The organism is Streptomyces sp. NPDC002994, from assembly GCF_040611155.1.
In the GTDB taxonomy this organism is placed as follows: domain Bacteria; phylum Actinomycetota; class Actinomycetes; order Streptomycetales; family Streptomycetaceae; genus Streptomyces.
Genome location: NZ_JBEXNQ010000031.1, coordinates 76,970 through 102,465 on the forward strand (window position 1 = coordinate 76,970; position 25,496 = coordinate 102,465).

Sequence of the window (25,496 nt, forward strand, 5' to 3'; positions counted from 1 at the left end):
CATGAGCGACACTCCGGACAGCGTCGTCCGTACGTACATCGACACGCACCGCACGGCCTTCCTCGGCGACCTCGCCGACTGGCTGCGCATCCCGTCCGTCTCGGCCCAGCCGGACCACGCCGCCGACGTACGCCGCAGCGCCGAATGGCTGTCCGCGAAGCTCAAGGAGACCGGCTTCCCGGTCACCGAAATCTGGCCCACCGCCGGCGCCCCGGCCGTCTTCGCCGAGTGGCCGAGCGGCGACCCGGCCGCGCCCACCGTGCTCGTCTACGGGCACCACGACGTGCAGCCCGCCGCCCGCGAGGACGGCTGGCACACCGCCCCCTTCGAGCCGGAAATCATCGACGGCAGGCTCTACGCGCGCGGGGCGGCCGACGACAAGGGCCAGGTCTTCTTCCACACCCTCGGCGTACGCGCCCACCTCGCCGCCACCGGCCGCACCACCCCCGCCGTAAACCTCAAGCTCCTCATCGAGGGCGAGGAGGAGTCGGGCTCCCCACATTTCCGCGCTCTGGTCGAGGAGCGCGCACAGCGCCTCACCGCCGACGCCGTGATCGTTTCCGACACCGGCATGTGGTCCGAGGACACCCCGACCGTCTGCACCGGCATGCGCGGCGTGGCCGACTGCGAGATCGAGCTGTACGGGCCCGACCAGGACATCCACTCCGGATCCTTCGGCGGCGCGGTCCCCAACCCGGCCACAGTCGCCGCCCGCCTCGTCGCGGCCCTCCACGACGAGAACGAGCACGTCACGATCCCCGGTTTCTACGACGGCATCGTCGAGCTGACGGACCGCGAGCGTGAGCTGTTCGCCGAGCTGCCCTTCGACGAAGCCGAATGGCTCCGTACGGCCAAGTCACGCGCCACCCTCGGCGAAGCGGGCCACACCACCCTGGAGCGCGTCTGGGCCCGCCCGACCGCCGAGGTCAACGGAATCGGCGGCGGCTACCAGGGCCCCGGCGGCAAGACGATCGTCCCGTCCTCCGCCCACCTGAAGCTGTCGTTCCGCCTGGTCGCGGGCCAGGAACCGGAGAAGATCGAGCAGTCCGTACGCGACTGGATCGCATCCCGCGTCCCGGCCGGCATCCGCCACGAGATCGCCTTCGGCGCCGCCACCCGCCCGTGCCTGACGCCGCTCGACCACCCCGCCCTCCAGTCCGTCGTACGGGCGATGGGCCGCGCCTTCGGCCAGAAGATCCGCTTCACGCGCGAGGGCGGCTCGGGACCGGCGGCCGACCTCAAGGACGTACTCGGTGCACCGGTGCTCTTCCTGGGTATCTCCGTACCGTCGGACGGCTGGCACGCACCCAACGAGAAGGTCGAGATCGAGCTGCTCCTCAAGGGCGTCGAAACGACCGCGTACCTGTGGGGCGATCTCGCGGCGCACTGGCGCGCCTCCTGAACCTGAACATCGTCCGACATCCGCCAGGGGGATTGGAAGCACCTGTGAGCACCTCGACGACCGACCACACGGGCCTGAACGCGCCGGCCACCGAGCTGCCGATCGGGCTCACCGCCCCGAGTGGCATCGACCGCGCCGCGCACCACCGCCTCGACGAGGCCTGGCTGGCCGCGGCGTGGAGCCACCCGACGACCCGCGTCTTCGTGGTCTCCGGCGGACAGGCCCTGATCGACGACACGCCTGACGGGCGCACCGCACTCGTGATGACCCCGGCCTTCGAGGCTCCGGTCACCGAGACGCACCGCTATTTCCTCGGTACGGACGAAGAGGGCGTCAGCTACTTCGCTCTCCAGAAGGACTCCCTGCCGGGGCGCATGGACCAGTCCGCGCGCCCCGCCGGCCTGCGCGAGGCCGGGCTGCTCCTCGGCCCGCGCGACGCGGGCCTGATGGTCCACGCGGTGGCGCTGGAGAACTGGCAGCGGCTGCACCGTTTCTGTTCGCGCTGCGGCGAGCGCACCGTCATCGCGGCCGCCGGGCACATTCGCCGCTGCCAGGCCTGCGGCGCGGAGCACTACCCGCGAACCGACCCCGCTGTGATCATGCTGGTCACGGACGAGGAGGACCGCGCGCTCCTCGGCCGCCAGGTGCACTGGCCGGAAGGCCGGTTCTCGACGCTCGCGGGGTTCGTGGAGCCCGGCGAGACGATCGAGGAGTCGGTGGCCCGTGAGGTCTTCGAGGAGGCGGGCGTCACGGTCGGCCGCGTCGAGTACATCGCCAGCCAGCCGTGGCCGTTCCCGTCCAGCCTGATGCTGGGCTTCATGGCGCGCGCCACATCATCGGAGATCAACGTGGACGGCGAGGAGATCGAGGAGGCGCGCTGGTTCTCCCGGGACGACCTGCGCAGCGCCATCGAGACCGGCGAGATCCTGCCCCCGTCGGGCATCTCGATCGCGGCCCGCCTGGTGGAGCTCTGGTACGGCAAGCCCCTGCCGAAGCCGCTGAACCTGTAACGCGTCGCATCCCCTACGGAAGGGCCCCCACGCCGCAGCGTGGGGGCCCTTCCGTATGCCTGCCGTACGTGATGCCTGCCGTACGTGCCCGCCTCAGACCGCCAGCGCCTGCTTGACCTGAGCGAGGCTCGGGTTCGTCATGACGGACTGCTCGCCAGAGGCGGGAACCACGAGGACGGTCGGGACCGTCTGGTTTCCGCCATTCGCCTTCTCGACGAAGGCCGCCGACTCCGGGTCCAGCTCGATGTTGATCTCGGTGTACGCGATGCCCTCACGGTCCATCTGGCTCTTGAGCCGACGGCAGTAGCCGCACCACGTGGTGCTGTACATCGTCACTGTTCCCAGCATGTCGTATGCGCTCCTCTGGTTCGCTTGGTTCGCTGGGGTCCGTTCCCCTGCGAGGCGGAAATGCCAGTGTGTCGAACGTCCGTGACCCGACCACCATTCCCGCATTAGTACGACGAGTGCCCGGCCCCTGTGGACAGCGGCCGCACCCACCTCTCCCGACCTGGCAGCATGGCGGGGTGACAGCAGCAACGCACTCCTCCCCTTTCCCGCAGGTCCCCGAGGTCCCGGACTCGGCCGACGCGGTGCTCGAAGGGCTCGACCCCGAGCAGCGTGAGGTCGCGACGGCTCTGCACGGTCCGGTGTGCGTCCTGGCCGGCGCGGGCACCGGCAAGACCCGCGCGATCACGCACCGCATCGCGTACGGCGTGCGCGCCGGGATCCTCCAGCCCGCCAGCGTGCTGGCTGTCACGTTCACCAACCGCGCCGCCGGCGAGATGCGCGGGCGGCTCCGCCAGCTCGGTGCGGGCGGGGTCCAGGCGCGGACATTCCACTCCGCCGCCCTCCGCCAGCTCCAGTACTTCTGGCCGAAAGCAGTCGGTGGCGATCTGCCCCGGCTCGTCGAGCGCAAGATCCAGCTGGTGGCCGAGGCGGCCGCACGCTGCCGCGTCCGCCTCGACCGCAACGAGCTGCGGGACGTGACGGGCGAGATCGAGTGGGCGAAGGTCACCCAGACCGTCCCCGGCGACTACCCGGCCGCGGTCGCCAAATCGAGCCGCGACGCCCCCAGGGACGCGGCGGAGATCTCCCAGATCTACGCGATGTACGAGCAGCTCAAGCGCGACCGGGCCATGATCGACTTCGAGGATGTGCTGCTTCTCACCGTCGGCATCCTCCAGGACCGGCACGACATCGCCGACCACGTGCGCAGCCAGTACCAGCACTTCGTGGTGGACGAGTACCAGGACGTCAGCCCGCTCCAGCAACGGCTGCTCGAACTGTGGCTGGGCGACCGGCCCAACCTGTGCGTCGTCGGCGACGCCAGCCAGACCATCTACTCCTTCACCGGCGCCACCCCCGACCACCTGCTGAACTTCCGTACCAAGCACCCGGACGCCACCGTGGTGAAGCTGGTCCGCGACTACCGCTCGACACCGCAGGTCGTCCACCTGGCCAACGGCCTGCTGAGCCAGGCGCGCGGCCGGGCCGCCGAGCACCGCCTGGAGCTGATCTCCCAGCGCGAGGCGGGCCCGGAGCCCGTCTACACGGAGTACGCCGACGAACCCGCCGAGGCCGAGGGCACCGCCCGCCGCATCCGCGACCTCATCGCCGCGGGCGTCCCGGCCGGCGAGATCGCCGTGCTGTACCGCATCAACGCCCAGTCGGAGGTCTACGAACAGGCACTGGCCGACGCCGGGGTGCCCTACCAGTTGCGCGGAGCGGAGCGGTTCTTCGAACGCCAGGAGGTGCGCAAGGCCATCAACGCCCTGCGCGGCGCCGCCCGCTTCGGGAACAACGACTCGCTGCTCGACGATGTCGTGGACCTGCCCTCCCAGACCCGCGCCGTCCTCAGCGGCAACGGCTGGACCACTCAGCCCCCGGCCGGCTCCGGCGCCGTACGCGATCAGTGGGAGTCCCTGGCGGCCCTCGTCCGGCTCGCCGAGGACTTCGCGAAGACCAAGCCCGCCGCGACACTCTCCGACCTCGTCACCGAGCTCGACGAGCGCGCGGCCTCCCAGCACGCGCCCACCGTCCAGGGCGTCACGCTCGCCTCGCTGCACTCGGCGAAGGGCCTGGAGTGGGACGCCGTGTTCCTGGTCGGTCTCACCGAGGGCATGATGCCGATCACCTACGCCAAGACCGACGAGCAGGTCGAGGAGGAGCGACGCCTGCTGTACGTCGGCGTCACCCGCGCCCGGGTGCACCTGGGCCTGTCCTGGGCGCTGTCCCGCTCGCCCGGCGGCCGGGCCTCCCGCCGCCCGAGCCGCTTCCTGAACGGGCTGCGCCCCGGCTCCTCCGCCTCCGGCGGCCGTGGAGCGGGCGGCGGCGGCGCGAGCATCGAGCGCGGCGGCCGTAGCGGCAGCGGCAGCGGTGGTCCGGCCAGGAACCGGCGTCGCACCTCGGCCCTGTGCCGGGTGTGCGGCAAGACCCTCACGGACGCCGGCGAGGTGAAACTGATGCGCTGCGAGGACTGCCCGTCCGACATGGACGAGGCGCTGTACGAACGGCTGCGCGACTGGCGGGCCGGCCAGGCGCAGCAGCTGGGCCAGCCCGCGTACTGCGTCTTCACCGACAAGACGCTGATGGCGATCGCCGAGGCGGCGCCGGGCGAGGCGGGAGAACTGGCCGTCATCTCAGGGGTCGGCGCCCGCAAGTTGGAGCGTTTCGGAGCCGATGTGCTGGCTCTCTGCGCAGGTCAGGAGCTCGCAGGGGCCGACGAAGAGGACTGATTCAAACTCGTCGAGAAAATAGTTTGCGCATGCCCCAGCAATCCCCATAGGTTCTTAACCACGGGAACAGCGACTTCTCTGAAGCCCTGATTCCGTGCTGTACTTATCCGAATACGTAGGGACCGGCCCCGTGCCACGGTCCCCGAGACGCCGAGAGGAGGCGAGCCCAGTGACCAGCTTCATGAACTTCACCAAAATGACCGATCGCTCGGTCGTCGCCACCTGCCCGCTCGGCTCCTCGCTTCGTGGCACCGGTCTGCCCGGCATTTCCGCCGTCCGTCCGGCGTCTCTCGCAGGCCTTGACCTGGCGCGCAATGAGCGACCGACCAAGGCACCGGAAGCAGCAGTAGCAGCGGCACAGGCGAGTGCCTATGCCTTTGCGGCAGCCGGCGCCGGATCCAAGAAGCAGACGACGCAGCACCACACGATGTGGGCCTTCCGTGGGCTCGAACCCTGGAGTGATCCAGCCTGATCCAGGATCAGGCAGGCGCCTCAGGGCCGCGGAACCCCACCAGGGATCCGCGGCCCTTCTGTTTGTCCCGAACGGGGGAGACAGAGCGAAGGGGCCTCGGGACAGCAACCGCCACCCGGCCGACCGGTCGGAACGACTCGACGAGGAAACAACCACCGTGCAACTCGAAACGCACGCCCCGTCCGTACCGCCTTCCCAAACGATCACCCCGCCCGGTCTCACGGAGGACCCGACCTTGACTGCCCAGACCGCCCTGGCCCCTCTCACCGCGCTCACCGCGCTCGACGACGCCATCGAGAACCTCGGCGTGCCCGTCCCCTGCCGTTCGTACGACCCGGAGGTCTTCTTCGCCGAGTCCCCGGCCGATGTCGAGTACGCCAAGTCGCTCTGCCGCACCTGCCCGCTGGTCGAGGCCTGTCTCGCCGGTGCCCAGGAGCGCCGGGAGCCCTGGGGTGTCTGGGGCGGCGAGCTCTTCGTCCAGGGTGTCGTCGTCGCCCGCAAGCGGCCGCGTGGCCGCCCGCGCAAGAACCCGGTCTCGGCATGAACATCACCGGAACCATCGACCGACCCCATACGCACGATCCCAAGAAGCAGGCCCCAATGACCTCTTCCCCCAGCGAGCCCTTCGGCTCCGCTACCCATGACGTCACCATCACCGGCGCGAACGACTCGCGTCAGAACAGGAACCGCGAGATGCAACTCATCCCAGAAGCCCTGGCCCGTGCCCATATGCAAGAACGCAGGCGGGAAGCCGAGGCGGAACACCAGGCCGTGCGCCTGGTCGCCGCCCGGCGCATGCAGCGCCGCGCCGAGCGCGTCTCGCTGCGTGCCCGTCGCGCCCTGGCCATGGCGGTCATGCAGTAGCAGATGAAAGCCATCCGCGGGGGCCGGTCCTAACAGACCGGCCCCCGCGGTGCGTTGTACGACCGTCACGTCCCCCGCGGGGATATCGTCACGGAGTGCTGAGTTCTCCCGGGGAGGACCCCCGGAACCCCGAGCAGGCGCCTGAGCCCCCAGAGCCGGGTGGCGACACCATCGTGTGCTTCCGCTGCGGCAAGCCCGCCGAGAGCACACCACCGACCTGGACCTGTTCCGTGGAGAACGGCAGCCGCCGCTACTTCTGCGACGACTGCGCGCGCGCCAACCTCAGAGCGATCGAGGGCCGGCTCGATTCCCCCTGGTGGTGAACGAACCGGCTACGCCCCGGCCGCCGCCTCACCTACCTCGTCGTCGGCGAGGAAACCGGGCAGCCACTCCTCCAGCTCGTGCCGCAGCCGGACGGTCGCACCCAGCTGGCAGAGAACCCCGATGGTGCTCAAAGTCACCCGGTGTATCAGCAGATAGGACGGCGGCAGATTGAGCTGCTTGCCCAACTGGTGAGCGGGGGAGCGGATATCGGCTATCCGCGCCGCCTGCTGGCGCATCCACGCCCGGCTGAAGGTGAACTCGTCGGCCTGCGCCGGCTCGATGATCGGCAGCAGATAATCCAGCACCTCGTTCGCATCGAGATCGATGGAGTCCTTCACGAAGCCCTCCTCGCGGAGCAGCTCGTACACCGCGTCGGCCTCGCCTTCGATCGTCATCCGCAGCGAGGCACCGATCGTCGCGGGCAGACCGCCGGACAGCCGGTCCACCGTGCCGAAGTCCAGGACCCCGAGCCGCCATTGCCCGACCGAGCCGCCCTCGGCACCCTCGCCGCCCTCGGCGCCCACCGTGTCGGCGGCTTCCACGGGAATCAGCCGGAAGTTGCCCGGGTGCGGATCCGCGTGCAGCAGGCCCGTGCGCGCCGGTCCCGAGAAGAGGAAACGGGCCAGCAGCTGCCCCGCCCTGTCCCGCTGCTCCGGCGTGCCGTCCGTGATCACATCGGCCATCGGTATGCCGTCGATCCACTCGGTCACCAGCACCTGGTCGCTCTGGTGCACCACATCGGGCACCACCACGTCAGGATCGTCCGCGAACTCCCGCGCGTGCTCCCGCTGGGCCTGTGCCTCCAGTTCGTAGTCCAGTTCCTCCGAGACCCGGTCGCGCAGCTCGGTGATGAGCGGCTTGATGTCCATCCCCGGGATCAGCGGGCCGAGCATCCGGGCGAACCGGCTCAGCTGGTTCAGGTCGGAGAGCAGCGCCTCGCCGGCCCCCGGGTACTGGACCTTGACGGCCACCTCGCGCCCGTCGTGCCACACCGCCCGGTGCACCTGGCCGATCGAGGCGGCCGCCGACGGCTTGTCCTCGAACTCCAGGAACAGATCGCGCCATTCCTCTCCGAGCCGCTCCTCCAGCACCGAGTGCACCGTGCGGGTCGGCATCGGCGGCGCGGCTTCCTGGAGCTTCGTCAGCGCCGCCCGGTACGGCCCGGCGACCTCTTCGGGAAGGGCGGACTCGAAGACGGACAGTGCCTGCCCGAGCTTCATCGCGCCCCCTTTCAGCTCACCGAGGACCTTGAACAGCTGGTCGGCCGTGCGCTGTTGAAGCTCGCGGCCCACTATCTCGGCCGACTTGCCGCCGATTCGCTTGCCCAGGCCCCAGGTGGCTCGGCCGGCGAAGCCCAGTGGCAGTGCCGCCAGCTTGGCGGTTCGGGTGACCGCCTTCCGGGGAAGATCAGACATGCGCCCCTCCAAATCCCAGACACCTGTGGCCGCCTGCGACGGTCACCCGGCCATTGTGTCCTGTGGCTCCGAGGCGCCCGAGGCGCACTCCCCCTGAGCCTGCCCACCGGCGCCGCACGCACAGTCGGGGTGCGGCGGCATCCGTTCCTGACGCCAGTCCAGCAGAGGCATCGACACCTCCCACCGGACCCCCGTAGTGGCCGGCAGCTCACCGTCCAGGAAAGACAGGGCGTGCGCCGCCGCCAGCCCCGCCACGGCGGTCGCCAGGCCGATGTCACAGGCCGGTACGGGCCCGCCCCGGCCGGAGCGCCACTGCGCCAGCATCCGCAGCCACCCCGGGTCCCGGTCCACCCGCCCCAGCGCCATACAGCCCGCACACGCACTACCGCCCGGCAGCACCAGCGGCCCCACCACGCCCGTCGCCTCGGCGACGCCCGCATAGAGATGGGGAGTCCCCGAACGCAGCCAGGACTCGGCGGCGACGGGATCGGGCGCGTACGCCGCGGATCCGTCCCGGGGCGCCACGATCACCAGCGAAAGCCCCGGCTCACCCCCGGCCGCCGGGCCCGCCGATTCCGCGACCTCCGCCGCACGCGGAAGCCGGCCGGGCGCGGCCCGCCGCACCAACTGCCGTGCCGCCACGTCCCGTCGGCCGCCCACCGACCCCGCACTCAGCCCGCCCGGCGCGACGTCCCAGAGCTCCGCACACCCGCCGTCCAGCACCTCGACCCGCCCCACGCCCCCGGCGGCCAGCACCGACGCGATCGTCGCGCCGACCCGCCCCGCGCCCCGCACCTGGACCCGCATCGCCCGGCGCGCCGCCAGGCGCCGGGTCCCGCCGCCCGGTTCGGGATGGACCACGGAGAGGGACGCCAGATCGGGGCGGAGCCGGTCGAACACCTCGGCGCGACCCCGCAGGGCGTCCGCCCCGGCGCCGCCCGCCGTCGCGTCGTCGATCAGGCCCGCCGCCGTCAGCCTGGCCACCAGGTCGTCCACCCGCCCGTCGGGCAGCCCCATGGCCCGTGCCTCCTCCCGCAGCAGCGGCAGGCCGCGTGTCCCGTCGAGCAGCCCGAGGAAACTGCCTGTCGCCGTATCCACCGGGCCCACCGTCACCGCGTGTGCGGACGTCATGCCGAATTGCACGGTCTGCCGGTCCCGCCATGCGCGCCGCAGCGCGGGCTTCACCATCGGATGCATATCGCCGTCCCCCGTCGGTCTGTCGCAAGATCCGCTCTCGGGTCTCAGAATGCACGCATCGGCCAAAGACGGCTGAAAGTTGTCCACAGGCGGTACGGAATAGTCGTACCGGTCGCACCAGTCGTTCAAATGCTGCACACCAGGGAGTGGATCGCGTTCGAACCATCCGGAGGCGGGACTTCCGCCACCGGCAGCGGGTAACGTCGTGGCGTGCCCGTCGACCCTCTCCACAGCGCGACAAACCAGCCGCCCCGCGGCTCGCGGTCGAGCGCGGTCGAGGTCCGCAGGAGCGCCCGGCGCAGCAGGACGGTATCGGCGTACCGGGAGGGCGACCGCACCATTGTGCTCATTCCCGCCCGGATGTCGGAGGCCGAGGAGCAGCGCTGGGTGACCGTGATGCTCGACAAGCTCGCCGCCCAGGAGAACAAGCGCGTCTTCGGCGACGCCGAACTCGCCGAGCGCGCCCGCCGGCTGTCCGCCCAGTGCTTCGACGGCAGGGCGCGCCCCGCCTCGGTGCGCTGGGTGACGAACCAGAACACCCGCTGGGGATCGTGCACCCCGGCAGAAGGCAGCATCCGCCTGTCGCACCGCCTGCAGGGCATGCCGGAGTACGTCGTCGACTACGTGCTCGTCCACGAGCTCGCCCACCTGCTCGTACCGGGTCACGGCCCCCGCTTCTGGCGGCTCCTGGAGGCGTATCCGCGCACCGAGCGGGCCCGCGGCTACCTCGAAGGAGTCGTCGCGGCAGAGCGGTTGCCGCACCTGCCGGGCGCACGCACCGAGTGACACTCGGTGATTTGTACCGAGTGTGTACCGGCATGGCCGGATGCCGCCATTCGCGGGTTAGCCTGACGCGACGCATTCACCTCGGGATGGGGGACGGTCGTTACGCATGGCCAGGGAATTTCAACGCGGCCACAAGGCCAAAATCAGTGACCTCACAGCGGGTACGGATCTGTACGTAGGCGTGCAGATCGCGGCACCCGGACTGACCTTCGACATCAGCTGTTTCGGGCTCGACGCCAATGAGCAGCTCTCGGACGACCGGTATTTCATTTTCTTCAACCAGCCGAAGTCGCCCGAGGAGTCGATTCAGCAACTCGGCGCGCAGTCGGGTGACACCGAGGCGTTCCGCGTCACGCTGGACCGCATACCGGCGAACATCCACCGGCTCTCCTTCACCGCGACGATCGACGGCGCGGGGCAGATGTCGCAGGTGGGGCCCGGTTACATCCGGATCGTCGCCGGCGGCGAAGAGGTTGTCAGGTACGCCTTCACGGGCTCGGAGTTCACGACCGAGCGCGCGGTGATGCTGGGCGACTTCTACCTCAAGGACGTGTGGCGGTTCGCCGCCATTGGCCAGGGCTTCGACGGCGGACTCGACGCGCTGCTGAAGAACTTCGGCGGAGAGGTGGCCGAGGAGCAACCGGCCGCGCAACCGCAGGCAGCGGCACCCTCCTTCGCCCCGCCGCCCCAGGTGGCGCAGCCCGCGCCGTCCTTCGGCGCCCCCACCGCCCCGCCGGCCCCCGCACCCGCTCCGGCCCCGGCGCAGGGCTTCGCCCCTCCGCAGCAGCCCGCCCCGCAGATGCACGCGACGCCGACGGTCGCAGCGCCGATGCCGATGCCGCCGCAGGGTGGCGCCGTACCGCCGGCCCCTCCGTCGCCGTACGGACAGCCGCCCCAGCAGCCGCAGTTCGGCCAGGTCCCGGGTCAGGTTCCCGGGCAGGCCCAGCCGCCGGGCGCCCCTGCCCCCTACGGTCAGCCCGCCCCGTACGGACAGCCCCAGGGCATGCCGCCGGGCGTACCGCAAGGCATGCCCCCCGGCGTCCCCCAAGGCGCCCCGCAGGGCGGAGGCGGCCTCAAGGCGGCCCTCCAGCCGTACCGCGAGGCCGCCACCGGGCAGCGCTGGACCCCGCAGAACCAGCAGCTCATGCGCGTCGAGCTCGGCATGGGCGGTACGCCGATCCTCGCCCGCCAGGGCAGCATGGTGATGTACCAGGGCAAGGTGGACTTCAGCCACAAGGGCGCCGGCTTCACCGGCCGCATCGTGGGCAACGCGACCGGCCAGGAAATGCAGTTGATGCGTTGCTCCGGACGCGGCCAGGTCTTCCTTGCGGAGAACGGCGCGAACCTGCACCCCGTCGAGCTCCAGGGTGACGGTATCTGCGTCTCCGCGGAGAACGTTCTCGCGTTCGACGAGTCGCTGCAGTACGAGGTCCGCCGCATCGAGGGCCACGGCATCCCCGGCGGCGCCCTGTTCACCATGCAGTTCCAGGGAACGGGCACGGTCGTCGTGAAGACGAACGGCATCCCGGTCGTCCTGCCGGTCACGCCGACCACCTTCGCCGACGCCAACGCCGTCATCGCGTGGTCATCGGCGTCCCAGGTGATCCTCTCCAGCCAGGTGCGGCTTCGCCGAAACGCCTACCCGGGCCACAGCGGAGAGACCGTCAACCTGCAGTTCCGGGGAGCGCCCGGAAACTTCATCGTCGTCCAGCCCTACGAGGTCTGAGGGAGCCCGTCATGAATCAGCAACTCGCGGGCTTCGCCCCGACCCCGATCGCGGCCCGTATGGAGAACCACGGGCGCTCGATGCTCAAGGTCGCCATGGCCACCGGCCAGGACCTCTACGCGCGTACCGGCTCCATGGTGGCGTACGAGGGCTTCATCCAGTACGAGCCGAACCCGCCGGCGGCACGTCAGGTCGCCTCGCAGTGGGTCACCGGTGAGGGCGCGCCGATCATGAAGTGCGCCGGTGACGGCCTTCTCTACCTCGCCGACTACGGCGCGGACGTCGTCGTCATCAACCTCAACAACGACTCGCTCTCGGTCAACGGCAGCAACGTGCTCGCCTTCGACGCACACCTCCAGTGGGGCGTCGAAAAGGTCAAGGGCATGGCGAAGTTCGCCGGTCAGGGCCTGTGGAACGTCGAGATCGCGGGCACCGGCTGGGTCGCCCTGACCTCGCGCGGCACGCCGATCGTCGTCGAGTGCGGCCGCGGCGAGGACGAGACGTACGTCGACCCGGACGCGCTCGTCGCCTGGTCCCCGAACCTCAAGGTGAAGGGCAAGCGCAGCTTCAAGGCGTCCGCCCTCGTCGGGCGGGGCAGCGGAGAGGCGTACCAGATGGCCTTCTCCGGCGAGGGAATCGTCGTCGTACAGCCGAGCGAGGACAGCACCGACCGCCTGCGGATCCGGGGCTGAGGGGGAGCGAGAACACACCATGCAGAGCCCGCTTTTCAGTCACACCGAACAGCAGTCCCAGGACCGGTACACCGTGCAGAACCCGCAGCTCCTGCGGGTCTCGTTGACCGGCCACGACGACGTCCTCGCCCGCAAGGGCGCCATGGTCGCGTACCAGGGGCTGATCGACTTCGACGGCGAGTACCAGTCGAGCAGCCAGCGCCGGTCCCGCGCCAACACCGGTGAGGGCCTCGACCTGATGCGCTGCTCCGGGCAGGGCACCGTCTACCTCGCCAACCTCGCGCAGTACGTCCATCTCGTGGACGTCGACCGCGAGGGCATGACCGTGGACAGCGCCTACGTCCTGGCGCTGGACTCCACGCTCAACACCGAAGTGATCGCCGTGGACAGCCAGTACGGCATCTCCGGCACGGGCAAGTACCAGCTCAACATCACGGGACAGGGCAAGGTCGCGCTGATGACCTCGGGCCAGCCCCTGATGCTTCAGGTCACGCCGGAGAAGTACGTCAACGCCGACGCCGACGCGATCGTCGCCTGGTCCAGCTCCCTGCGCGTCCAGATGCAGGCCCAGACGCACTCGTCGAACATCCGCCGGCGGCGCGGCAACACTGGTGAGGGCTGGGAACTCAGCTTCCTCGGGCAGGGTTTCGCGCTCGTGCAGCCCAGCGAGGTGATGCCGCCGCAGAACGCGCAGCTGGGGCAGGGCGTCGCCGCGCAGTTCGGCATGGGCCAGCAGGGCGCCCGCGGCCAGAACCAGAACAACGCCTGGAACTGACCAACTGACCACCTTGAGGCCATAGGTAAGAGGGCATAGGTAAGGGGCGGGCTCCCAGGAGCCCGCCCCTTACCAGTTCTTGCCTGCCGGACGTCTACAGCGCCGCGCGCGTACGCTCCATCAGTCGTACGACCGACTCGTCGGCCACGCCCGCCACTTCGTCGTACGCGAACCAGCGCAGGTCCAGCGACTCCTCGCTGATCGCCTCGACCGCACCACCCGGCGCCAGCGCCGCGTACTGCACGTCCAGGTGCCAGTTGCAGGGCGCCGGGATCGGGTGCCGGTCCAGCCGCACGGGCCCGACGGGCAGCAGTGTCAGCCCCGGAATGCCCGACTCCTCCGTGGCCTCGCGCAGCGCCGCGTCGCTGAGCGTCGCGTCGCCCGGCTCGCAGTGACCGCCCATCTGAAGCCACATGTTCAGCTTCTTGTGCAGCGTCAGCAGCACCCGCCCGCGTTCCGGATCGACGACGAGCGCACTCGCCGTGACATGCCCGGCCTCGCAGGCCTTCCACATCCCGTCCGGGTGCGCCGACAGGTGATCCAGGTACATCTGGCGCAGCTCGCCCTGGTCCTCGCACCTGTTGAGGCTCTTCAGTACGAGGACCGCGTCGTCATGCAGGCTCACTTGTCGCTGTCGCCCTCTTCGTCGTCCTTCGTCAGGTTCGGCTTGTCCCCGCCGCCGGCCGCCTCGCCGAGCATCTTGTCGAGCTCCGAGAAGTCCAGCTGCTCGCGGTGCACGAACCCGTCCGGGTCGTCCAGGTCGTCGGCCGTCGGCAGCATGTCCGGGTGCTCCCACAGCGCGTCGCGCCCGTCCACGCCGCGCGCGTCGGTGAGCGAGGCCCACAGCCGTGCCGCGTCCCGCAGCCGCCGCGGACGCAGCTCGAGACCGATGAGCGTCGCGAACGTCTGCTCGGCCGGACCACCGGACGCCCGGCGCCTGCGTAGCGTCTCGCGCAGCGCGTCGGCCGACGTGAGCCGGGGCTTGGCCGCCTCGTGAACCACGGCGTCCACCCAGCCCTCGACGAGCGCGAGCGCCGTCTCCAGACGGGCCAGCGCCGCCTTCTGCGCAGGCGTGTCCTCTGGCTGGAACATGCCCTGCTGGAGCGCCTCCTGAAGCTGCTCCGGGTGCGACGGGTCGAGCTGGCCGACCACGTCCTCCAGCTTCGAGGTGTCGACCTGGATACCGCGCGCGTACCCCTCGACCGCGCCGAACAGGTGCGAGCGCAGCCACGGCACATGGGCGAAGAGACGCTGGTGGGCGGCCTCGCGCAGCGCCAGGTACAGCCGCACCTCGTTCTTCTCGACGCCCAGGTCCTTGCCGAACGCCTCGATGTTCACCGGCAGCAGCGCGGCCTTGCCGGCCGGGCCCAGCGGCAGCCCGATGTCGGTCGAGCCGACCACCTCGCCCGCCAGCACGCCCACGGCCTGCCCGATCTGCTGGCCGAACATCGCGCCGCCCATGGACCGCATCATCCCGAGCAGCGGGCCCGCCATGGCCTGCATCTCCTCGGGCAGTACGTCGCCCATGGCCGCGCCGACACGCTCCGCGACCGGGTCCACCAGCTGCTTCCACGCGGGCAGGGTCGCCTCGACCCACTCCGCGCGGCTCCACGCCACCGACGTGGCCGCGCCCGAGGGCATCGAGGTCACGCCGTCCAGCCACAGATCGGCGAGACGCACCGCCTCCTCGACCGCGGACCGCTCGCCCGGGCTCACGCTGGAGTCCTTGGTGCCGTCGGCAGTGCCCTGCGAGACGGTCTGGCGCGCGATGTCCTTGGCCATGTCCCAGTTCACGGGACCGCCCTCGTAGCTCAGCATCTGCCCGAGCTGCTGGAAGGCCGCGCCCAGATCGTTGGGGTTCAGCGAACCGAACATCGCGGCGAACGGATTGTCTCCGCCGCCGGGGCCGCCGGGGCCGCCCGAGCCGCCCGGCAGACCGCCGAACCCGCCGAACGGGTTCGCCGGACCCTGGCCACCCTGGCCACCGCCCTCGCTGCCCTTCTTCTTGCCATCGTCGCCGTCCTCCGGCTCCTCCGGCGGAAGGCCGAATCCGAATGGGGTGTCACTCACGGGTTTCCTCGGCTCGTAGGGCCGCCGGCTCCGGCCGGCGGCAGCTGCCCGACATCACCACCCAGCGTAGACACCGGAAGCCGAGATGGGCTCGGTGCTCCGCCGGGACTCTGCCTGCGGCAGGATGGACGCCACCTGGTACGTACGCGCCAACGCGTGTACGTACTGAAGACAACCGCTGGAGACGCCCGGTGAGTTCCCCAGATCCGCAGGTTCGCGCATCGCAGAGCGCTGAAGTTCGCCAGAGGCGAAACGACTCAAGCCCGACAGCCCGCGGTCCCGTCGTCGCGGTCACGGGTGCCGCCTCGGGCATCGGCGCGCTGCTCACCCAGCGCCTTGCCGCGTCCGAGGAGATCAAACAGGTCGTCGCGATCGACGAGCGCCGCGGCGACGTGGCCGAGGCGCAGTGGCACATTCTCGACGTACGGGACCCGGCGATCGCGGAGAAGCTGCGCGGCGCCGACGTCGTGGTGCACCTCGCGCTCGACCTCGACCTGGAGTCCGACCCCGCTGCCCGTACGGCGTACAACGTGCGGGGCACCCAGACGGTGCTCACCGCCGCCGCGGCCGCGGGCGTACACCGTGTCGTGCTGTGCACGTCGGCGATGGTCTACGGCGCACTGCCCGACAACGACATCCCGCTCTCCGAGGACGCGGAACTGCGCGCGACCGCGGAAGCGGCCGGCGTCGGCGACCTTCTGGAGATCGAGCGCCTGGGCCGCCGCGCACCCCGGGCGCACCCGGGTCTCAACGTCACGGTGGTACGGCCCGCCGTCCTGGTCGGCGGTACGGACACCTCGCTCACCCGCTACTTCGAGTCGCCCCGCCTCCTGGTCGTCACCGGCTCCCGCCCCACCTGGCAGTTCTGTCACGTGGAGGACCTGGTCAGCGCGCTGGAGTACGCCGCGCTGGAGAAGGTCGACGGCGAGCTGGCGGTCGGCTGCGACGGCTGGCTGGAGCAGGAGGAGGTCGAGGAGCTCAGCGGCATCCGCCGCATGGAGCTGCCGTCCGCGGTCGCCCTGGGAGCCGCGGCAAGGCTGCACCGGATCGGCCTCACGCCGTCTCCGGCCGGGGACCTCGCCTACACGATGCATCCCTGGGTGGTGAGCGTCAGCAGGCTCCACGAAGCGGGCTGGCGGCCTCGGTGGACCAACGAGGAGGTGCTCGCGGAGCTGCTGGAGGAGGTCGCGGGCCGGCACACCGTCGCGGGCCGCCGCCTCGGCCGCAAGGACGCCACGGCGGCGGGCGCCGCGGGCGCCACGGTCGCACTGCTGGGCACGGCCGCGCTGGTACGCCGCGTACGCAAGGCCCGGGGCCGCTAGGGCCACCAGAAACCGGGCCGCCTGTAGAACCCTCCATACCCGGCCCGTACAGCCGGTCGAAAGCGCTATTCCGCAATGTCAGTGCGGTACGGCACGATGGGGACCATGGAAGGCACGTACTCCCACCCGGGCGAGCAGGCGGCACAGGACCCCATCCGGCTGCTGGCGATTCGCGACACCCCGCTCTCCGTCGACGAGATCTTCAGAGCGGTGGGGGACGACGCCGCGGGCGGAACGGCGCTGTTCGTCGGCACTGTCCGCAACCACGACGGGGGCGTCGACGTCGACAAGCTCGGCTATTCCTGCCACCCCTCGGCCCAGGACGAGCTACGCCGGGTGGCCGAAAAGGTCGTGGCGGATTTCCCCGTACGCGCACTCGCGGCGGTCCACCGTGTGGGTGACCTCGAAGTCGGCGACCTCGCGGTCGTCGTCGCGGTCTCCTGCCCGCACCGGGGCGAGGCGTTCGAGGCCTGCCGCAAGCTGATCGACGACCTCAAGCACGAAGTGCCGATCTGGAAGCACCAGACCTTCTCCGACGGTACGCAGGAGTGGGTCGGAGCCTGCTGACGCGGTGGTGCGCCGAAACCTCCGTTGAAACCTGGGTGCCGCGCAAGCGCCCCGATTTGCGTAACCGGGCCCCTGCCGTGAGCGTTGGACGCACCGGTGGCTAATCTGTTGATCGGCCGATTGTGGTCGGTCCTAGGGGTCGGGAGGTCGGAATGGCGGCACTCGCATGGTTGCTGATTCCGCTTTTCGCTGTACTTGGTGCTGCGATATGGGGAAGCTGGGCAGCCAGAAATCGAACGGCCGGCGATGTCTCCGAACTCGCCGGCTACGCGCGGTTCCGTGAGGCGATGGAGAAATCCCACTCCGGTTCCGACGCCGCCTGACGACACGTGAAGCGGCCCCGACCGTACGCCCGAGCCCCCTGGCCCCGTACGGACCGGCCCCAGGGGTGTACTGACAGACCCGTCCCGTACTGTCGTTCCATGCCACGCCGCACAGCGACGATGCTCGCCTCCACCCTCATCCTCATCGCGCTGCTGTGCGCGGGCGTATTCATCAAAGTGCCGTACTCGGAGATGTCTCCCGGCCCGACGGTGAACACTCTCGGCGAGGCCAGTGGCGAGCCGGTACTGCAGATCTCCGGTCGCAAGACGTACCCCACGAGCGGCCATCTCAATATGACGACGGTCAGAGTCACCGGCGCGGACTACAAGATGAACCTCGTCGAGGCGGTCTACGGCTGGCTCGCGCACGACAGCGTGGTGGTCCCGCACGACACGCTTTACCCGGACGGCAAGACGGAAGAGCAGTCGACACAGGAGAACGCCGAGGAATTCAGCCAGTCCCAGGAGAGCGCCAAAACGGCCGCTCTGCGGGAACTGGGCATTCCCGTGCAGACCCGGGTCGTGGTTTCGACCGTTCTGAAGAACAGCCCTGCCGAGGGCAAGCTGCACGCGGGTGACGTCATCAAGGCCGTGGACGGTACGCCCGTCAAGGAGCCCAAGGACGTCGCCGAGCTCGTCACCAAGCACGAGCCCACGGAGAAGGTCGTCTTCACGATCGTCCCCGCCAAGGACGCGGCCGCGGCCGAGAAGGCGGGCAAGGAGCCGGTGGGCAGCGAGGACATCACCATCACCACGAAGAAGGCCGGCGAAGACGACCGGGCGATCGTGGGCATCCAGGCGGGGCCCGACCACACCTTCCCGTTCACCATCGACATCAAACTGGCGGACGTCGGCGGCCCCAGCGCCGGCCTGATGTTCTCCCTCGGCATCGTCGACAAGATCACGCCCGGTGATCTGACCGGCGGCAAGTTCGTGGCCGGCACCGGAACGATCGACGAGGACGGCAAGGTCGGCCCGATCGGCGGCATCGAGATGAAGACCGTCGGCGCGCGCAAGGCGGGCGCCGAGTACTTCCTGACGCCCGACGAGAACTGCGCGTCCGCGGCCTCGGACATCCCCGACGGCCTCACCCTGGTGAAGGTCAAGACGATCGACGACGCGAAGAAGTCACTGGAGAAGATCCGCAACGGGGACACGGCCGGCCTGCCGCAGTGCACGACGGGCTGACCACCGGCAGCCGGCGACCGTGTCCCCACAGGGCTTACGGCGCCTACGCCTCGAAGGTCGCGGCCAGAGCCTCGGCGAGACCGGGCACGAGCATGGCCCCGGTCAGCACCTCGGTAGGGGAGTCCTTCTCGCGCAGCCGCAGCGCGGACTCACGTACGCCGTTGCGCAGCACGGCCACCGTCATGCGGACCTCCTGGCGGTCGGGGTGCTTCGCGACCCACTTCGCCAGCTGGGCCTCGTTCAGGCCCTCGGGTACGGACGCCTCGGCGGACGGCGGAAGCATCAGGCGCTCCACCGTCAGCGCGCAGCCGGCCACCGCGTCGGGCCACGCGATCGTGGCGAGGAACTCGTCGAGCGCGGTACCCGCCGGGATCTCTTCCTGCTCGACGGGGGTGAGCGTCGCCGTCGACTCGCCCTCGGCGAGACCGAGCTGAGCGGCGAGGCCCGGCTCCTGGGCACGCAGCTGGGCGGTGTCGACCAGAGCGAACAGCCGGGCGGGCTGGTCCCAGCCGAGTCCGGAGGTGTATTCGTCGATTTCGAGCACGGCGCGGGTGAGCGGGCTCGTGGCCATGGGGGGCCCGGAGGGGGAATCGTTGGACATGCTCGACATCCTGCCTCCTTCGGACCCCAAAGCGGGAACTGAGTAAAGCTTCAGTAAGTTGCATGAGTGGGCTCTACGATCGCGGAGCCTGCTTCTACGACAGCGAACTTTCGAGGTGCGCACCTTGGCTTTCCAGATGCCGGACCGCGGCGGAGGCCCGACAGGGCCACGGATCAGAGTCGGCCGCCCGTCCCGGCGTGTCCGGACCCTGCTCATGACATTGGGCGTCCTGGCCGTCCTGGCCATGGCGTTCGTCATGTTTGCCGGGTTCTGGACGGACTGGCTCTGGTACCGCTCGGTCCAATATTCCTCCGTTTTCACCACCACCCTGTGGACCAAGATCGGGCTCTTCGCCGTGTTCGGGCTGCTGATGGCCCTGGCCGTCGGCTTGAACATCTGGCTCGCGCACCGGCTCAGGCCGCCGCTGAGCGCGATGTCGCTCGAGCAGCAGAACCTGGACCGCTACCGGATGGGCATCGCCCCGTACAAGAAGTGGGTGCTCCTCGCGGTCACCGCTCTCGTCGGGCTGATCGCCGGAGCCTCCGCGTCCGGACAGTGGCGTACGTGGCTCATGTGGGTCAACGGCGTGCCCTTCGGCCAGAAGGACCCGCAGTTCCAGATGGACGTGGCGTTCTACGCGTTCGACCTGCCCTGGTACCGCTTCCTGCTCGGCTTCGGCTTCGCGGCCACCGTGCTGTCCCTGATCGCCGCCGCCCTCGTGCACTACCTGTACGGCGGCCTGCGCATCACCAGCCCGGGCGCCAGGGCCACCGCCGCGGCGACCGGACACCTGTCGGTGCTGCTCGGCATCTTCGTGGCGCTCAAGGCCGTCGCGTACTGGCTCGACCGGTACGGCCTCGCGGTGAAGTCCAGTGACTTCAAGGCCACGGGCAACTGGGCGGGTCTGCGGTACGTCGACGCCAACGCCTACCTCCCGGCGAAGACGATCCTCTTCTGCATCGCTGTCATCTGCGCGCTGCTGTTCTTCGCGACGCTGTGGCGCCGCACCTGGCAGCTGCCCGTCATCGGCTTCGGCCTCATGGTGCTCTCGGCGATCCTGATCGGCGGGCTCTACCCGGCGATCGTGCAGAAGTTCCAGGTCCAGCCGAACGAGCAGGCCAAGGAAGCGCCGTACATCAAGAAGAACATCGACGCGACGCGCAAGGCGTACGACATCGATGACGCGAAGGTGGACGACTACCAGGGTGTCGGCGACAGCAAGGACAACTCCAGGCTGCGCAAGGACGCCGACTCGGCGGCCAGCTACCGGCTGATCGACCCGAACGTCGTCCCGCCGACCTTCGACCAGCTCCAGCAGGAGCGCAAGTACTACCAGTTCCCCACGACGCTGGACGTGGACAGGTACAAGGGCCAGGACACGGTCGTCGGTCTGCGCGAGCTCGACCTCAAGGGCATCCCCAAGCGCAACTGGATCAACGACCACTTCACGTACACCCACGGATACGGCATGGTCGCGGCCAAGGGCACGGCGGTGAAGCCGGACACCGAGGGCGCCCCGGACTTCATCGAGTCCGGCCTGCCGTCCCAGGGCATGCTCGACGAGTACGAGCAGCGGATCTACTACGGCGAGAAGACCGAGCAGTACTCGATCGTGGGCGGGCCGCAGAAGGAGCTCGACTACGAGAAGAACGGCGAGCCCACCAAGACCACGAGCTACGAGGGCAAGAGCGGGGTCAATCTGTCGAACCCGCTGAACCGCGCCGCGTACGCCGTGGCCTTCAGTGAGCCGCAGATCCTCTACTCGGGAGCCATCGGCGAGGGCTCGCGGATCCTGTACAACCGCACGCCCAAGGAGCGCGTCGAGGCGGTCGCGCCCTGGCTGTCCCTCGACGGCGACGCCTACCCGGCGGTCGTCAACGGACGTGTCCAGTGGATCGTCGACGCGTACACCACCACCAACGGTTACCCCTACGCCTCGCGTACGACGCTGGGGGACACGACGGCCGACTCGCTGTCGCAGACCGACAGCCAGCGCGCGGTGGTCGCCCAGCAGAACCAGGTCAACTACATCCGCAACTCGGTGAAGGCCACCGTCGACGCGTACGACGGCTCGGTCAAGCTGTACCAGTGGGACACCGAGGACCCGGTTCTCAAGACCTGGATGAAGGCGTTCCCGGGCACGGTGAAGGCGAAGGGCGACATCGCCCCGGCGCTGATGGATCACCTGCGCTACCCGCAGGACCTCTTCAAGGTGCAGCGCGAGCTGCTCACCCGCTACCACGTCGAGAGCCCGTCGCAGTTCTACAGCGGCAGTGACGCGTGGCAGGTGCCGGACGATCCGACGACCGGCGAGAAGAGCTCCGTACCGCCGTACTACCTGAGCCTGAAGATGCCGCAGGAGCAGGACCGGAGGTTCTCGCTGACGACGACGTTCACCCCCAACGGGCGCCCCAACCTTGGTGCGTTCATGGCGGTCGACGCCGATGCGTCGAGCAAGGACTACGGCACGATAAGGCTCCTGAGAGTCACGGGCGACGTACCGGGGCCGCAGCAGGTGCAGAACCGGCTCAACAGCAATGCCGAGGTTGCCGAGTTCGTCAGGAACATGAAGGGGGCCAACTCGGACATCGAGTACGGCAACCTGCTGACGATCCCGCTGAACGACGGATTCCTGTACGTCGAGCCGGTGTACGCCCAGGGCAACAACGCTTATCCGCTCCTGAAGAAGGTCGCCGTCTCGTACGGCAGGGAGACCGTCTTCAAGAACACGCTGGGTGAGGCGCTGAACGCGGTCTTCGGCGAGGAGGGCGAAACGCCACCGCCGCCGGGTGACGGTGACGGTGACACCACCAGGCCTCCGGCCGAGGGCGAGGAGTCGCTCCAGAAGGCCATCGAGGACGCCCAGAAGGCGTACGAGGAGGGCGAGGAAGCGCTGAAGCAGCAGGACTGGACCGCCTACGGCAAGGCGCAGGAGAAGCTCCAGGACGCGCTGCAGCGGGCCGCCGACGCGGAGGCGAAGACCGAGGCGCCGGCCAAGCCGGGTGCCGAGGGCGAGAAGCCCGAGAAGCCCGCCGAGCAGGACGGGGAAGGCGACCAGCAGGGCAGCTGAGCTGGGACATCCCCGCGCCGTGGTACTGTTTGAACACAACGGCGCGGGGTGGAGCAGCTCGGTAGCTCGCTGGGCTCATAACCCAGAGGTCGCAGGTTCAAATCCTGTCCCCGCTACTGAAGAAGAAGACGAGGGCCCGGATCTCGAAAGAGATCCGGGCCTTTGTTGTGTGTCCGGATATCCGTGCGCCCGTGCGAAGCGTCGTCCTGATGGGGGGAGTTGGGGCTGAAGCGTTTGAAGTGTCTCTCTGTGGGCATGTCGACAAAACGCTGAAGTGACCTCACTGGCTGCGGTATACCAGGTGTACGCGGGTTGCGGGTGGTGCGACGATGGTTTTTATGGGGGACAGGACAACTCTGTTGGAGACAGGGCGGTTTGTGCAGCGACATCAAGAGCACGCTGTTGACACCGTTGATACCGCCGAGGCCGAGTCCGAGGCGCGGCACCGGAGCGCCGCCGAGAGCGGCGACACGGAGTCCATGAGCGTGCTCGGTTCGCTGCTGCTGCGCCGCGGTGACCTCGACGGCGCCGAACCGCACCTGCGCGCCGCGACCGCCGACGGCGACCGCGCCGCCGCCAACAATCTGGGCGTACTTCTCCATCAGCGCGGATACGCGGACGAGGCGGCCGGCTGGTGGCGCATCGCCGCCGTGGCCGGTTCCGCGGCCGCCGCGCACGCACTCGGCCGCCACTACCGGGAGCGCGGCGACGAGCCCGCCGCTGAGTACTGGCTGCGCCAGTCCGCCGAGCAGGGGCACGCGCTGGGGGCGTACGCCCTCGCTGACCTGCTGGAACACCGTAGCGACGTGGGCGCCGAGCGCTGGCTGCGCGCCGCCGCCGAGCAGGGGCACCGCGAAGCGGCGTACCGCCTCGCCCGCACGCTGGACCGCCGCGCCGCCGCCGAGGCGCACGCCGGCGTGGCCGCCGCTTCCGGCGTGGCGCCGGGGGGCACGGAGCTTCGCGCCAGGCGCGGTACGGGCACGGGCGGGCCGAACGCGGCCCGTAACGCCGGGGCGGGCCCCGGCACGCGCGCGGGCGCCGGAACGGGCCGCACGGTCGCCGACAGCCGGGCCGACAACGTGCTCGGCAGCGGCCTGGACAGCGGCTGGGACACCGGCACGGGCACGCGGCACTCCGGCTCCGCGGGAGGGGCGGGCTCGGGAGCCGCCGCGGGCGCGGGCACCGGCTCGGGGACCGGCCTCGGCTCCGGAACAGGCTCCGGCACAGGCCTCGACCTCTACCCCTCCGGCACCCGCTACCCCGGGTACGGGTACATGGGGACCGGCGCCGACATCGGCGCTGACGCGAGCCGTGCGGCCTCCGGTCCCGGGCAGCCCGGTGCGGACCCGGCCACCGGTACGCGCCACGCCGTGGGCGGTGGGAGCCGGCGTACCGGTGGCGGGCAGTTCAGTACCGGTACGCGGCACGCCGGGATCGGCGCCGGGGAGCTGCCCCCCGCCGTGGAGGCCGAGCAGTGGTACCGGCAGGCCGCCGCGCGCGGGCACCGGCGTGCCGCCCTGCACCTCGGCGCCATCCTGGAGGAGCGCGGCGAGCTCAAGGAGGCCGGGCGCTGGTACCTGACCTCCGCCAAGGACGGCGAGGCCCGCGCGGCGTGCGCGCTGGGCTTCCTGCTGCGCGACGCCGGGGACGAGGAGAGCGCCGCCGTGTGGTGGCTGCGCGCCGCCCAGGACGGCGACGGCAACGCGGCCAACGCGCTGGGCGCCCTGCACGCCGCCCGCGGCGAACAGCAGACCGCCGAGCGGTGGTACCGCGCCGCCCTGGACGCCGGTGACGTGAACGGGGCGTACAACCTCGGGCTGCTCTGCGCCGCCCAGGGGCGTAACGCCCAGGCCGACCAGTGGTACCGCCGCGCCGCCTACGCGGGCCACCGCGAGGCCGCCAACGCGCTCGCCATCCTGCTGCTCCAGGGCGGCGACGCGGCCGGCGCCGAGCCGTGGTTCTCCAAGGCCGCCGAGGCCGGCAGCGTCGATGCCGCCTTCAACCTCGGCATCCTCTACGCGGGTCGCGACGACGACCGTACGGCCTTCGTCTGGTACGAGCGCGCCGCCGCCGCCGGGCACACCGAGGCCGCTCTCCAGGTCGGCATCGCCCTGCTGCGCGACGGCGAGGAGCAGGACGCCGAGCGGCACCTGCGCTGCGCCGCCGGCAGCGGCAGCGCCGAGGCGGCCTTCCGCCTCGCCACGCTGCTCGACCGCAGGCAGCCTCCGCCCAGTGCGCCCGCGCTCGGCGAGACGCTGGACGAGAAGACCGAGTGCGAGGAGTGGTACGAGCGGGCCGCCGAGCAGGGTCACCGCCGCGCCCAGGTGCGCGTCGGCATGCTCGCCGCGGGCCGGGGCGACCTGGAGGGCGCCGCGCGCTGGTACCGGGAGGCCGCCGAGGCGGGCAGCCGTAACGGTGCCTTCAACCTGGGGCTGCTGCTGGCCCGCGAGGGCAGCGAGCCGGAGGCCGCCCTGTGGTGGTCCCGCGCCGCGCACGCCGGCCACGGCCGCGCCGCGCTGCGCCTCGCGCTGCTCGCCGCACGCCACGGCGAGCTGGACGAGGGCGAGCGGTGGTGCGCGCGGGCCGTGGAGCTCGGGCCCGCCGAGGTGGCCGAGCGTGCCGCGAGACTGCGCGAGGCGCTGCACCAGGAGCTCACCGCGTAGTCGGAGTTGCTGGAGGATCGTTTCGCCACCTCCTCCCACCTCGCACGGGAACGGATTTGCGCTGGTCGGCATGGGGGACGTACAGTCGTGTTTACCGACGCGGGGTGGAGCAGCTCGGTAGCTCGCTGGGCTCATAACCCAGAGGTCGCAGGTTCAAATCCTGTCCCCGCTACTGAAGAGGTAGCCGGAGGCCCGGATCTCGAAAGAGATCCGGGCCTTCGTCGTGTACGGACGAACAACGAACGACGCGGAGGGGCCCCGACCCCAACAGGGGTGGGGGGCCCCCCCCGGGTG

At 70.3% G+C, this 25,496-nt stretch carries 23 protein-coding genes and 2 tRNA genes; 19 read left to right on the forward strand and 6 right to left on the reverse strand.

Translation table 11 applies throughout. From position 1 onward, the window contains the following. Position 1 precedes the first annotated feature (1 nt). Positions 2-1,402: a dipeptidase gene (locus ABZX79_RS31640; protein ID WP_355265359.1), complete on the forward strand. Its 1,401-nt coding sequence runs from the start codon at positions 2-4 to the stop codon at positions 1,400-1,402. 74 nt (positions 1,403-1,476) lie between these two features. Continuing rightward, a complete protein-coding gene (gene nudC, locus ABZX79_RS31645; RefSeq protein ID WP_355265422.1) occupies positions 1,477-2,412 on the forward strand; it encodes an NAD(+) diphosphatase in 936 nt (311 codons plus the stop codon). 93 nt (positions 2,413-2,505) lie between these two features. Here nudC and ABZX79_RS31650 read toward each other — a convergent pair whose 3' ends face one another. Then, positions 2,506-2,760 carry a mycoredoxin gene (locus tag ABZX79_RS31650; protein WP_215130487.1) on the reverse strand — a complete coding sequence of 85 codons (255 nt, stop codon included), beginning with the start codon at positions 2,758-2,760 and terminating at the stop codon, positions 2,506-2,508. 176 nt (positions 2,761-2,936) lie between these two features. On the opposite strand from ABZX79_RS31650, the gene ABZX79_RS31655 reads away from it, so the two are divergent. The 5 genes from ABZX79_RS31655 to ABZX79_RS31675 all read left to right on the forward strand — a co-directional run bounded on the left by ABZX79_RS31655 (position 2,937) and on the right by ABZX79_RS31675 (position 6,806). Continuing rightward, on the forward strand, positions 2,937-5,147 hold the full coding sequence (locus ABZX79_RS31655) for an ATP-dependent DNA helicase UvrD2 (protein ID WP_355265364.1): 2,211 nt from the start codon (positions 2,937-2,939) through the stop codon (positions 5,145-5,147). Positions 5,148-5,328: 181 nt separating this feature from the next. Next, on the forward strand, positions 5,329-5,619 hold the full coding sequence (locus ABZX79_RS31660) for a hypothetical protein (protein WP_355265425.1): 291 nt from the start codon (positions 5,329-5,331) through the stop codon (positions 5,617-5,619). A gap of 157 nt (positions 5,620-5,776) precedes the next feature. Continuing rightward, positions 5,777-6,163, forward strand: a complete 387-nt coding sequence (locus ABZX79_RS31665) for a WhiB family transcriptional regulator (protein WP_355265367.1) — start codon at positions 5,777-5,779, stop codon at positions 6,161-6,163. Beyond that, on the forward strand, positions 6,160-6,483 hold the full coding sequence (locus tag ABZX79_RS31670; RefSeq protein ID WP_355265370.1) for a hypothetical protein: 324 nt from the start codon (positions 6,160-6,162) through the stop codon (positions 6,481-6,483). The genes ABZX79_RS31665 and ABZX79_RS31670 overlap by 4 nt, the downstream gene beginning before the upstream one ends. A 95-nt stretch (positions 6,484-6,578) precedes the next feature. Next, entirely contained in the window at positions 6,579-6,806 is a 228-nt protein-coding gene (locus ABZX79_RS31675) for a hypothetical protein (protein WP_355265431.1), read from the forward strand. Between the two features lie 9 nt (positions 6,807-6,815). Here the strand turns inward: ABZX79_RS31675 and ABZX79_RS31680 are convergent, their stop codons facing one another. Beyond that, positions 6,816-8,222 carry an AarF/ABC1/UbiB kinase family protein gene (locus tag ABZX79_RS31680; protein WP_355265373.1) on the reverse strand — a complete coding sequence of 469 codons (1,407 nt, stop codon included), beginning with the start codon at positions 8,220-8,222 and terminating at the stop codon, positions 6,816-6,818. A 42-nt stretch (positions 8,223-8,264) separates the two neighbouring features. Then, positions 8,265-9,419 (reverse strand): ThiF family adenylyltransferase, encoded by a 1,155-nt coding sequence (locus tag ABZX79_RS31685; RefSeq protein ID WP_355265375.1) that lies wholly within the window; start codon positions 9,417-9,419, stop codon positions 8,265-8,267. Between the two features lie 210 nt (positions 9,420-9,629). Between ABZX79_RS31685 and ABZX79_RS31690 the strand changes: the two genes are divergently transcribed. The 4 genes from ABZX79_RS31690 to ABZX79_RS31705 all read left to right on the forward strand — a co-directional run bounded on the left by ABZX79_RS31690 (position 9,630) and on the right by ABZX79_RS31705 (position 13,398). Then, positions 9,630-10,205, forward strand: coding sequence for a M48 family metallopeptidase (locus tag ABZX79_RS31690; RefSeq protein ID WP_214978128.1), 576 nt, complete (start codon positions 9,630-9,632; stop codon positions 10,203-10,205). 106 nt (positions 10,206-10,311) lie between these two features. Then, a complete protein-coding gene (locus ABZX79_RS31695) occupies positions 10,312-11,931 on the forward strand; it encodes a TerD family protein (protein ID WP_355265379.1) in 1,620 nt (539 codons plus the stop codon). A gap of 11 nt (positions 11,932-11,942) precedes the next feature. Next, a complete protein-coding gene (locus ABZX79_RS31700; RefSeq protein WP_355265382.1) occupies positions 11,943-12,623 on the forward strand; it encodes an AIM24 family protein in 681 nt (226 codons plus the stop codon). Positions 12,624-12,642: 19 nt separating this feature from the next. Further along, the gene (locus ABZX79_RS31705) at positions 12,643-13,398 is read left to right on the forward strand and encodes an AIM24 family protein (RefSeq protein ID WP_355265385.1); all 756 of its coding nucleotides are present in this window, start codon (positions 12,643-12,645) and stop codon (positions 13,396-13,398) included. 94 nt (positions 13,399-13,492) lie between these two features. On the opposite strand, the gene ABZX79_RS31710 is transcribed toward ABZX79_RS31705, so the two are convergent. Both ABZX79_RS31710 and ABZX79_RS31715 read right to left on the reverse strand, forming a co-directional pair. Beyond that, positions 13,493-14,023: an NUDIX hydrolase gene (locus tag ABZX79_RS31710; RefSeq protein WP_355265388.1), complete on the reverse strand. Its 531-nt coding sequence runs from the start codon at positions 14,021-14,023 to the stop codon at positions 13,493-13,495. Next, positions 14,020-15,468: a zinc-dependent metalloprotease gene (locus ABZX79_RS31715; RefSeq protein ID WP_355265391.1), complete on the reverse strand. Its 1,449-nt coding sequence runs from the start codon at positions 15,466-15,468 to the stop codon at positions 14,020-14,022. Before ABZX79_RS31715 ends, ABZX79_RS31710 begins: the two co-directional genes overlap by 4 nt. A gap of 191 nt (positions 15,469-15,659) precedes the next feature. On the opposite strand from ABZX79_RS31715, the gene ABZX79_RS31720 reads away from it, so the two are divergent. The 4 genes from ABZX79_RS31720 (at position 15,660) to ABZX79_RS31735 (ending at position 18,868) form a co-directional block, all read left to right on the forward strand. After that, the gene (locus tag ABZX79_RS31720) at positions 15,660-16,790 is read left to right on the forward strand and encodes an SDR family oxidoreductase (RefSeq protein ID WP_355265394.1); all 1,131 of its coding nucleotides are present in this window, start codon (positions 15,660-15,662) and stop codon (positions 16,788-16,790) included. A 105-nt stretch (positions 16,791-16,895) separates the two neighbouring features. Further along, positions 16,896-17,357, forward strand: a complete 462-nt coding sequence (locus tag ABZX79_RS31725; RefSeq protein WP_355265397.1) for a molybdenum cofactor biosynthesis protein MoaE — start codon at positions 16,896-16,898, stop codon at positions 17,355-17,357. Between the two features lie 152 nt (positions 17,358-17,509). Next, positions 17,510-17,680 (forward strand): hypothetical protein, encoded by a 171-nt coding sequence (locus tag ABZX79_RS31730; RefSeq protein WP_355265400.1) that lies wholly within the window; start codon positions 17,510-17,512, stop codon positions 17,678-17,680. Between the two features lie 99 nt (positions 17,681-17,779). After that, positions 17,780-18,868 (forward strand): PDZ domain-containing protein, encoded by a 1,089-nt coding sequence (locus ABZX79_RS31735; RefSeq protein WP_355265403.1) that lies wholly within the window; start codon positions 17,780-17,782, stop codon positions 18,866-18,868. Positions 18,869-18,911: 43 nt separating this feature from the next. Here ABZX79_RS31735 and ABZX79_RS31740 read toward each other — a convergent pair whose 3' ends face one another. Continuing rightward, the gene (locus ABZX79_RS31740) at positions 18,912-19,469 is read right to left on the reverse strand and encodes a PPA1309 family protein (protein ID WP_214978209.1); all 558 of its coding nucleotides are present in this window, start codon (positions 19,467-19,469) and stop codon (positions 18,912-18,914) included. 136 nt (positions 19,470-19,605) lie between these two features. Between ABZX79_RS31740 and ABZX79_RS31745 the strand changes: the two genes are divergently transcribed. The 4 genes from ABZX79_RS31745 (at position 19,606) to ABZX79_RS31760 (ending at position 25,374) form a co-directional block, all read left to right on the forward strand. Further along, positions 19,606-22,539, forward strand: coding sequence for a UPF0182 family protein (locus tag ABZX79_RS31745; RefSeq protein ID WP_355265428.1), 2,934 nt, complete (start codon positions 19,606-19,608; stop codon positions 22,537-22,539). A gap of 42 nt (positions 22,540-22,581) precedes the next feature. After that, a tRNA-Met gene (locus tag ABZX79_RS31750) sits at positions 22,582-22,655 on the forward strand. 213 nt (positions 22,656-22,868) lie between these two features. Then, the gene (locus tag ABZX79_RS31755) at positions 22,869-25,202 is read left to right on the forward strand and encodes a sel1 repeat family protein (protein ID WP_355265407.1); all 2,334 of its coding nucleotides are present in this window, start codon (positions 22,869-22,871) and stop codon (positions 25,200-25,202) included. A gap of 98 nt (positions 25,203-25,300) precedes the next feature. Then, positions 25,301-25,374, forward strand: a tRNA-Met gene (locus ABZX79_RS31760). Positions 25,375-25,496: the final 122 nt, after the last annotated feature.

What these genes read in the sequence shown, in the direction of transcription:
- ABZX79_RS31640 (WP_355265359.1), top strand. Translation starts at nt 2, where the DNA reads ATGAGCGACACTCCGGACAGCGTCGTCCGTACGTACATCGACACGCAC.
- ABZX79_RS31650 (WP_215130487.1), bottom strand. Translation starts at nt 2,760, where the DNA reads ATGCTGGGAACAGTGACGATGTACAGCACCACGTGGTGCGGCTACTGC.
- ABZX79_RS31660 (WP_355265425.1), top strand. Translation starts at nt 5,329, where the DNA reads ATGAACTTCACCAAAATGACCGATCGCTCGGTCGTCGCCACCTGCCCG.
- ABZX79_RS31670 (WP_355265370.1), top strand. Translation starts at nt 6,160, where the DNA reads ATGAACATCACCGGAACCATCGACCGACCCCATACGCACGATCCCAAG.
- ABZX79_RS31680 (WP_355265373.1), bottom strand. Translation starts at nt 8,222, where the DNA reads ATGTCTGATCTTCCCCGGAAGGCGGTCACCCGAACCGCCAAGCTGGCG.
- ABZX79_RS31685 (WP_355265375.1), bottom strand. Translation starts at nt 9,419, where the DNA reads ATGCATCCGATGGTGAAGCCCGCGCTGCGGCGCGCATGGCGGGACCGG.
- ABZX79_RS31695 (WP_355265379.1), top strand. Translation starts at nt 10,312, where the DNA reads ATGGCCAGGGAATTTCAACGCGGCCACAAGGCCAAAATCAGTGACCTC.
- ABZX79_RS31700 (WP_355265382.1), top strand. Translation starts at nt 11,943, where the DNA reads ATGAATCAGCAACTCGCGGGCTTCGCCCCGACCCCGATCGCGGCCCGT.
- ABZX79_RS31705 (WP_355265385.1), top strand. Translation starts at nt 12,643, where the DNA reads ATGCAGAGCCCGCTTTTCAGTCACACCGAACAGCAGTCCCAGGACCGG.
- ABZX79_RS31725 (WP_355265397.1), top strand. Translation starts at nt 16,896, where the DNA reads ATGGAAGGCACGTACTCCCACCCGGGCGAGCAGGCGGCACAGGACCCC.
- ABZX79_RS31730 (WP_355265400.1), top strand. Translation starts at nt 17,510, where the DNA reads ATGGCGGCACTCGCATGGTTGCTGATTCCGCTTTTCGCTGTACTTGGT.
- ABZX79_RS31735 (WP_355265403.1), top strand. Translation starts at nt 17,780, where the DNA reads ATGCCACGCCGCACAGCGACGATGCTCGCCTCCACCCTCATCCTCATC.
- ABZX79_RS31740 (WP_214978209.1), bottom strand. Translation starts at nt 19,469, where the DNA reads ATGTCCAACGATTCCCCCTCCGGGCCCCCCATGGCCACGAGCCCGCTC.
- ABZX79_RS31745 (WP_355265428.1), top strand. Translation starts at nt 19,606, where the DNA reads ATGCCGGACCGCGGCGGAGGCCCGACAGGGCCACGGATCAGAGTCGGC.
- ABZX79_RS31755 (WP_355265407.1), top strand. Translation starts at nt 22,869, where the DNA reads ATGGTTTTTATGGGGGACAGGACAACTCTGTTGGAGACAGGGCGGTTT.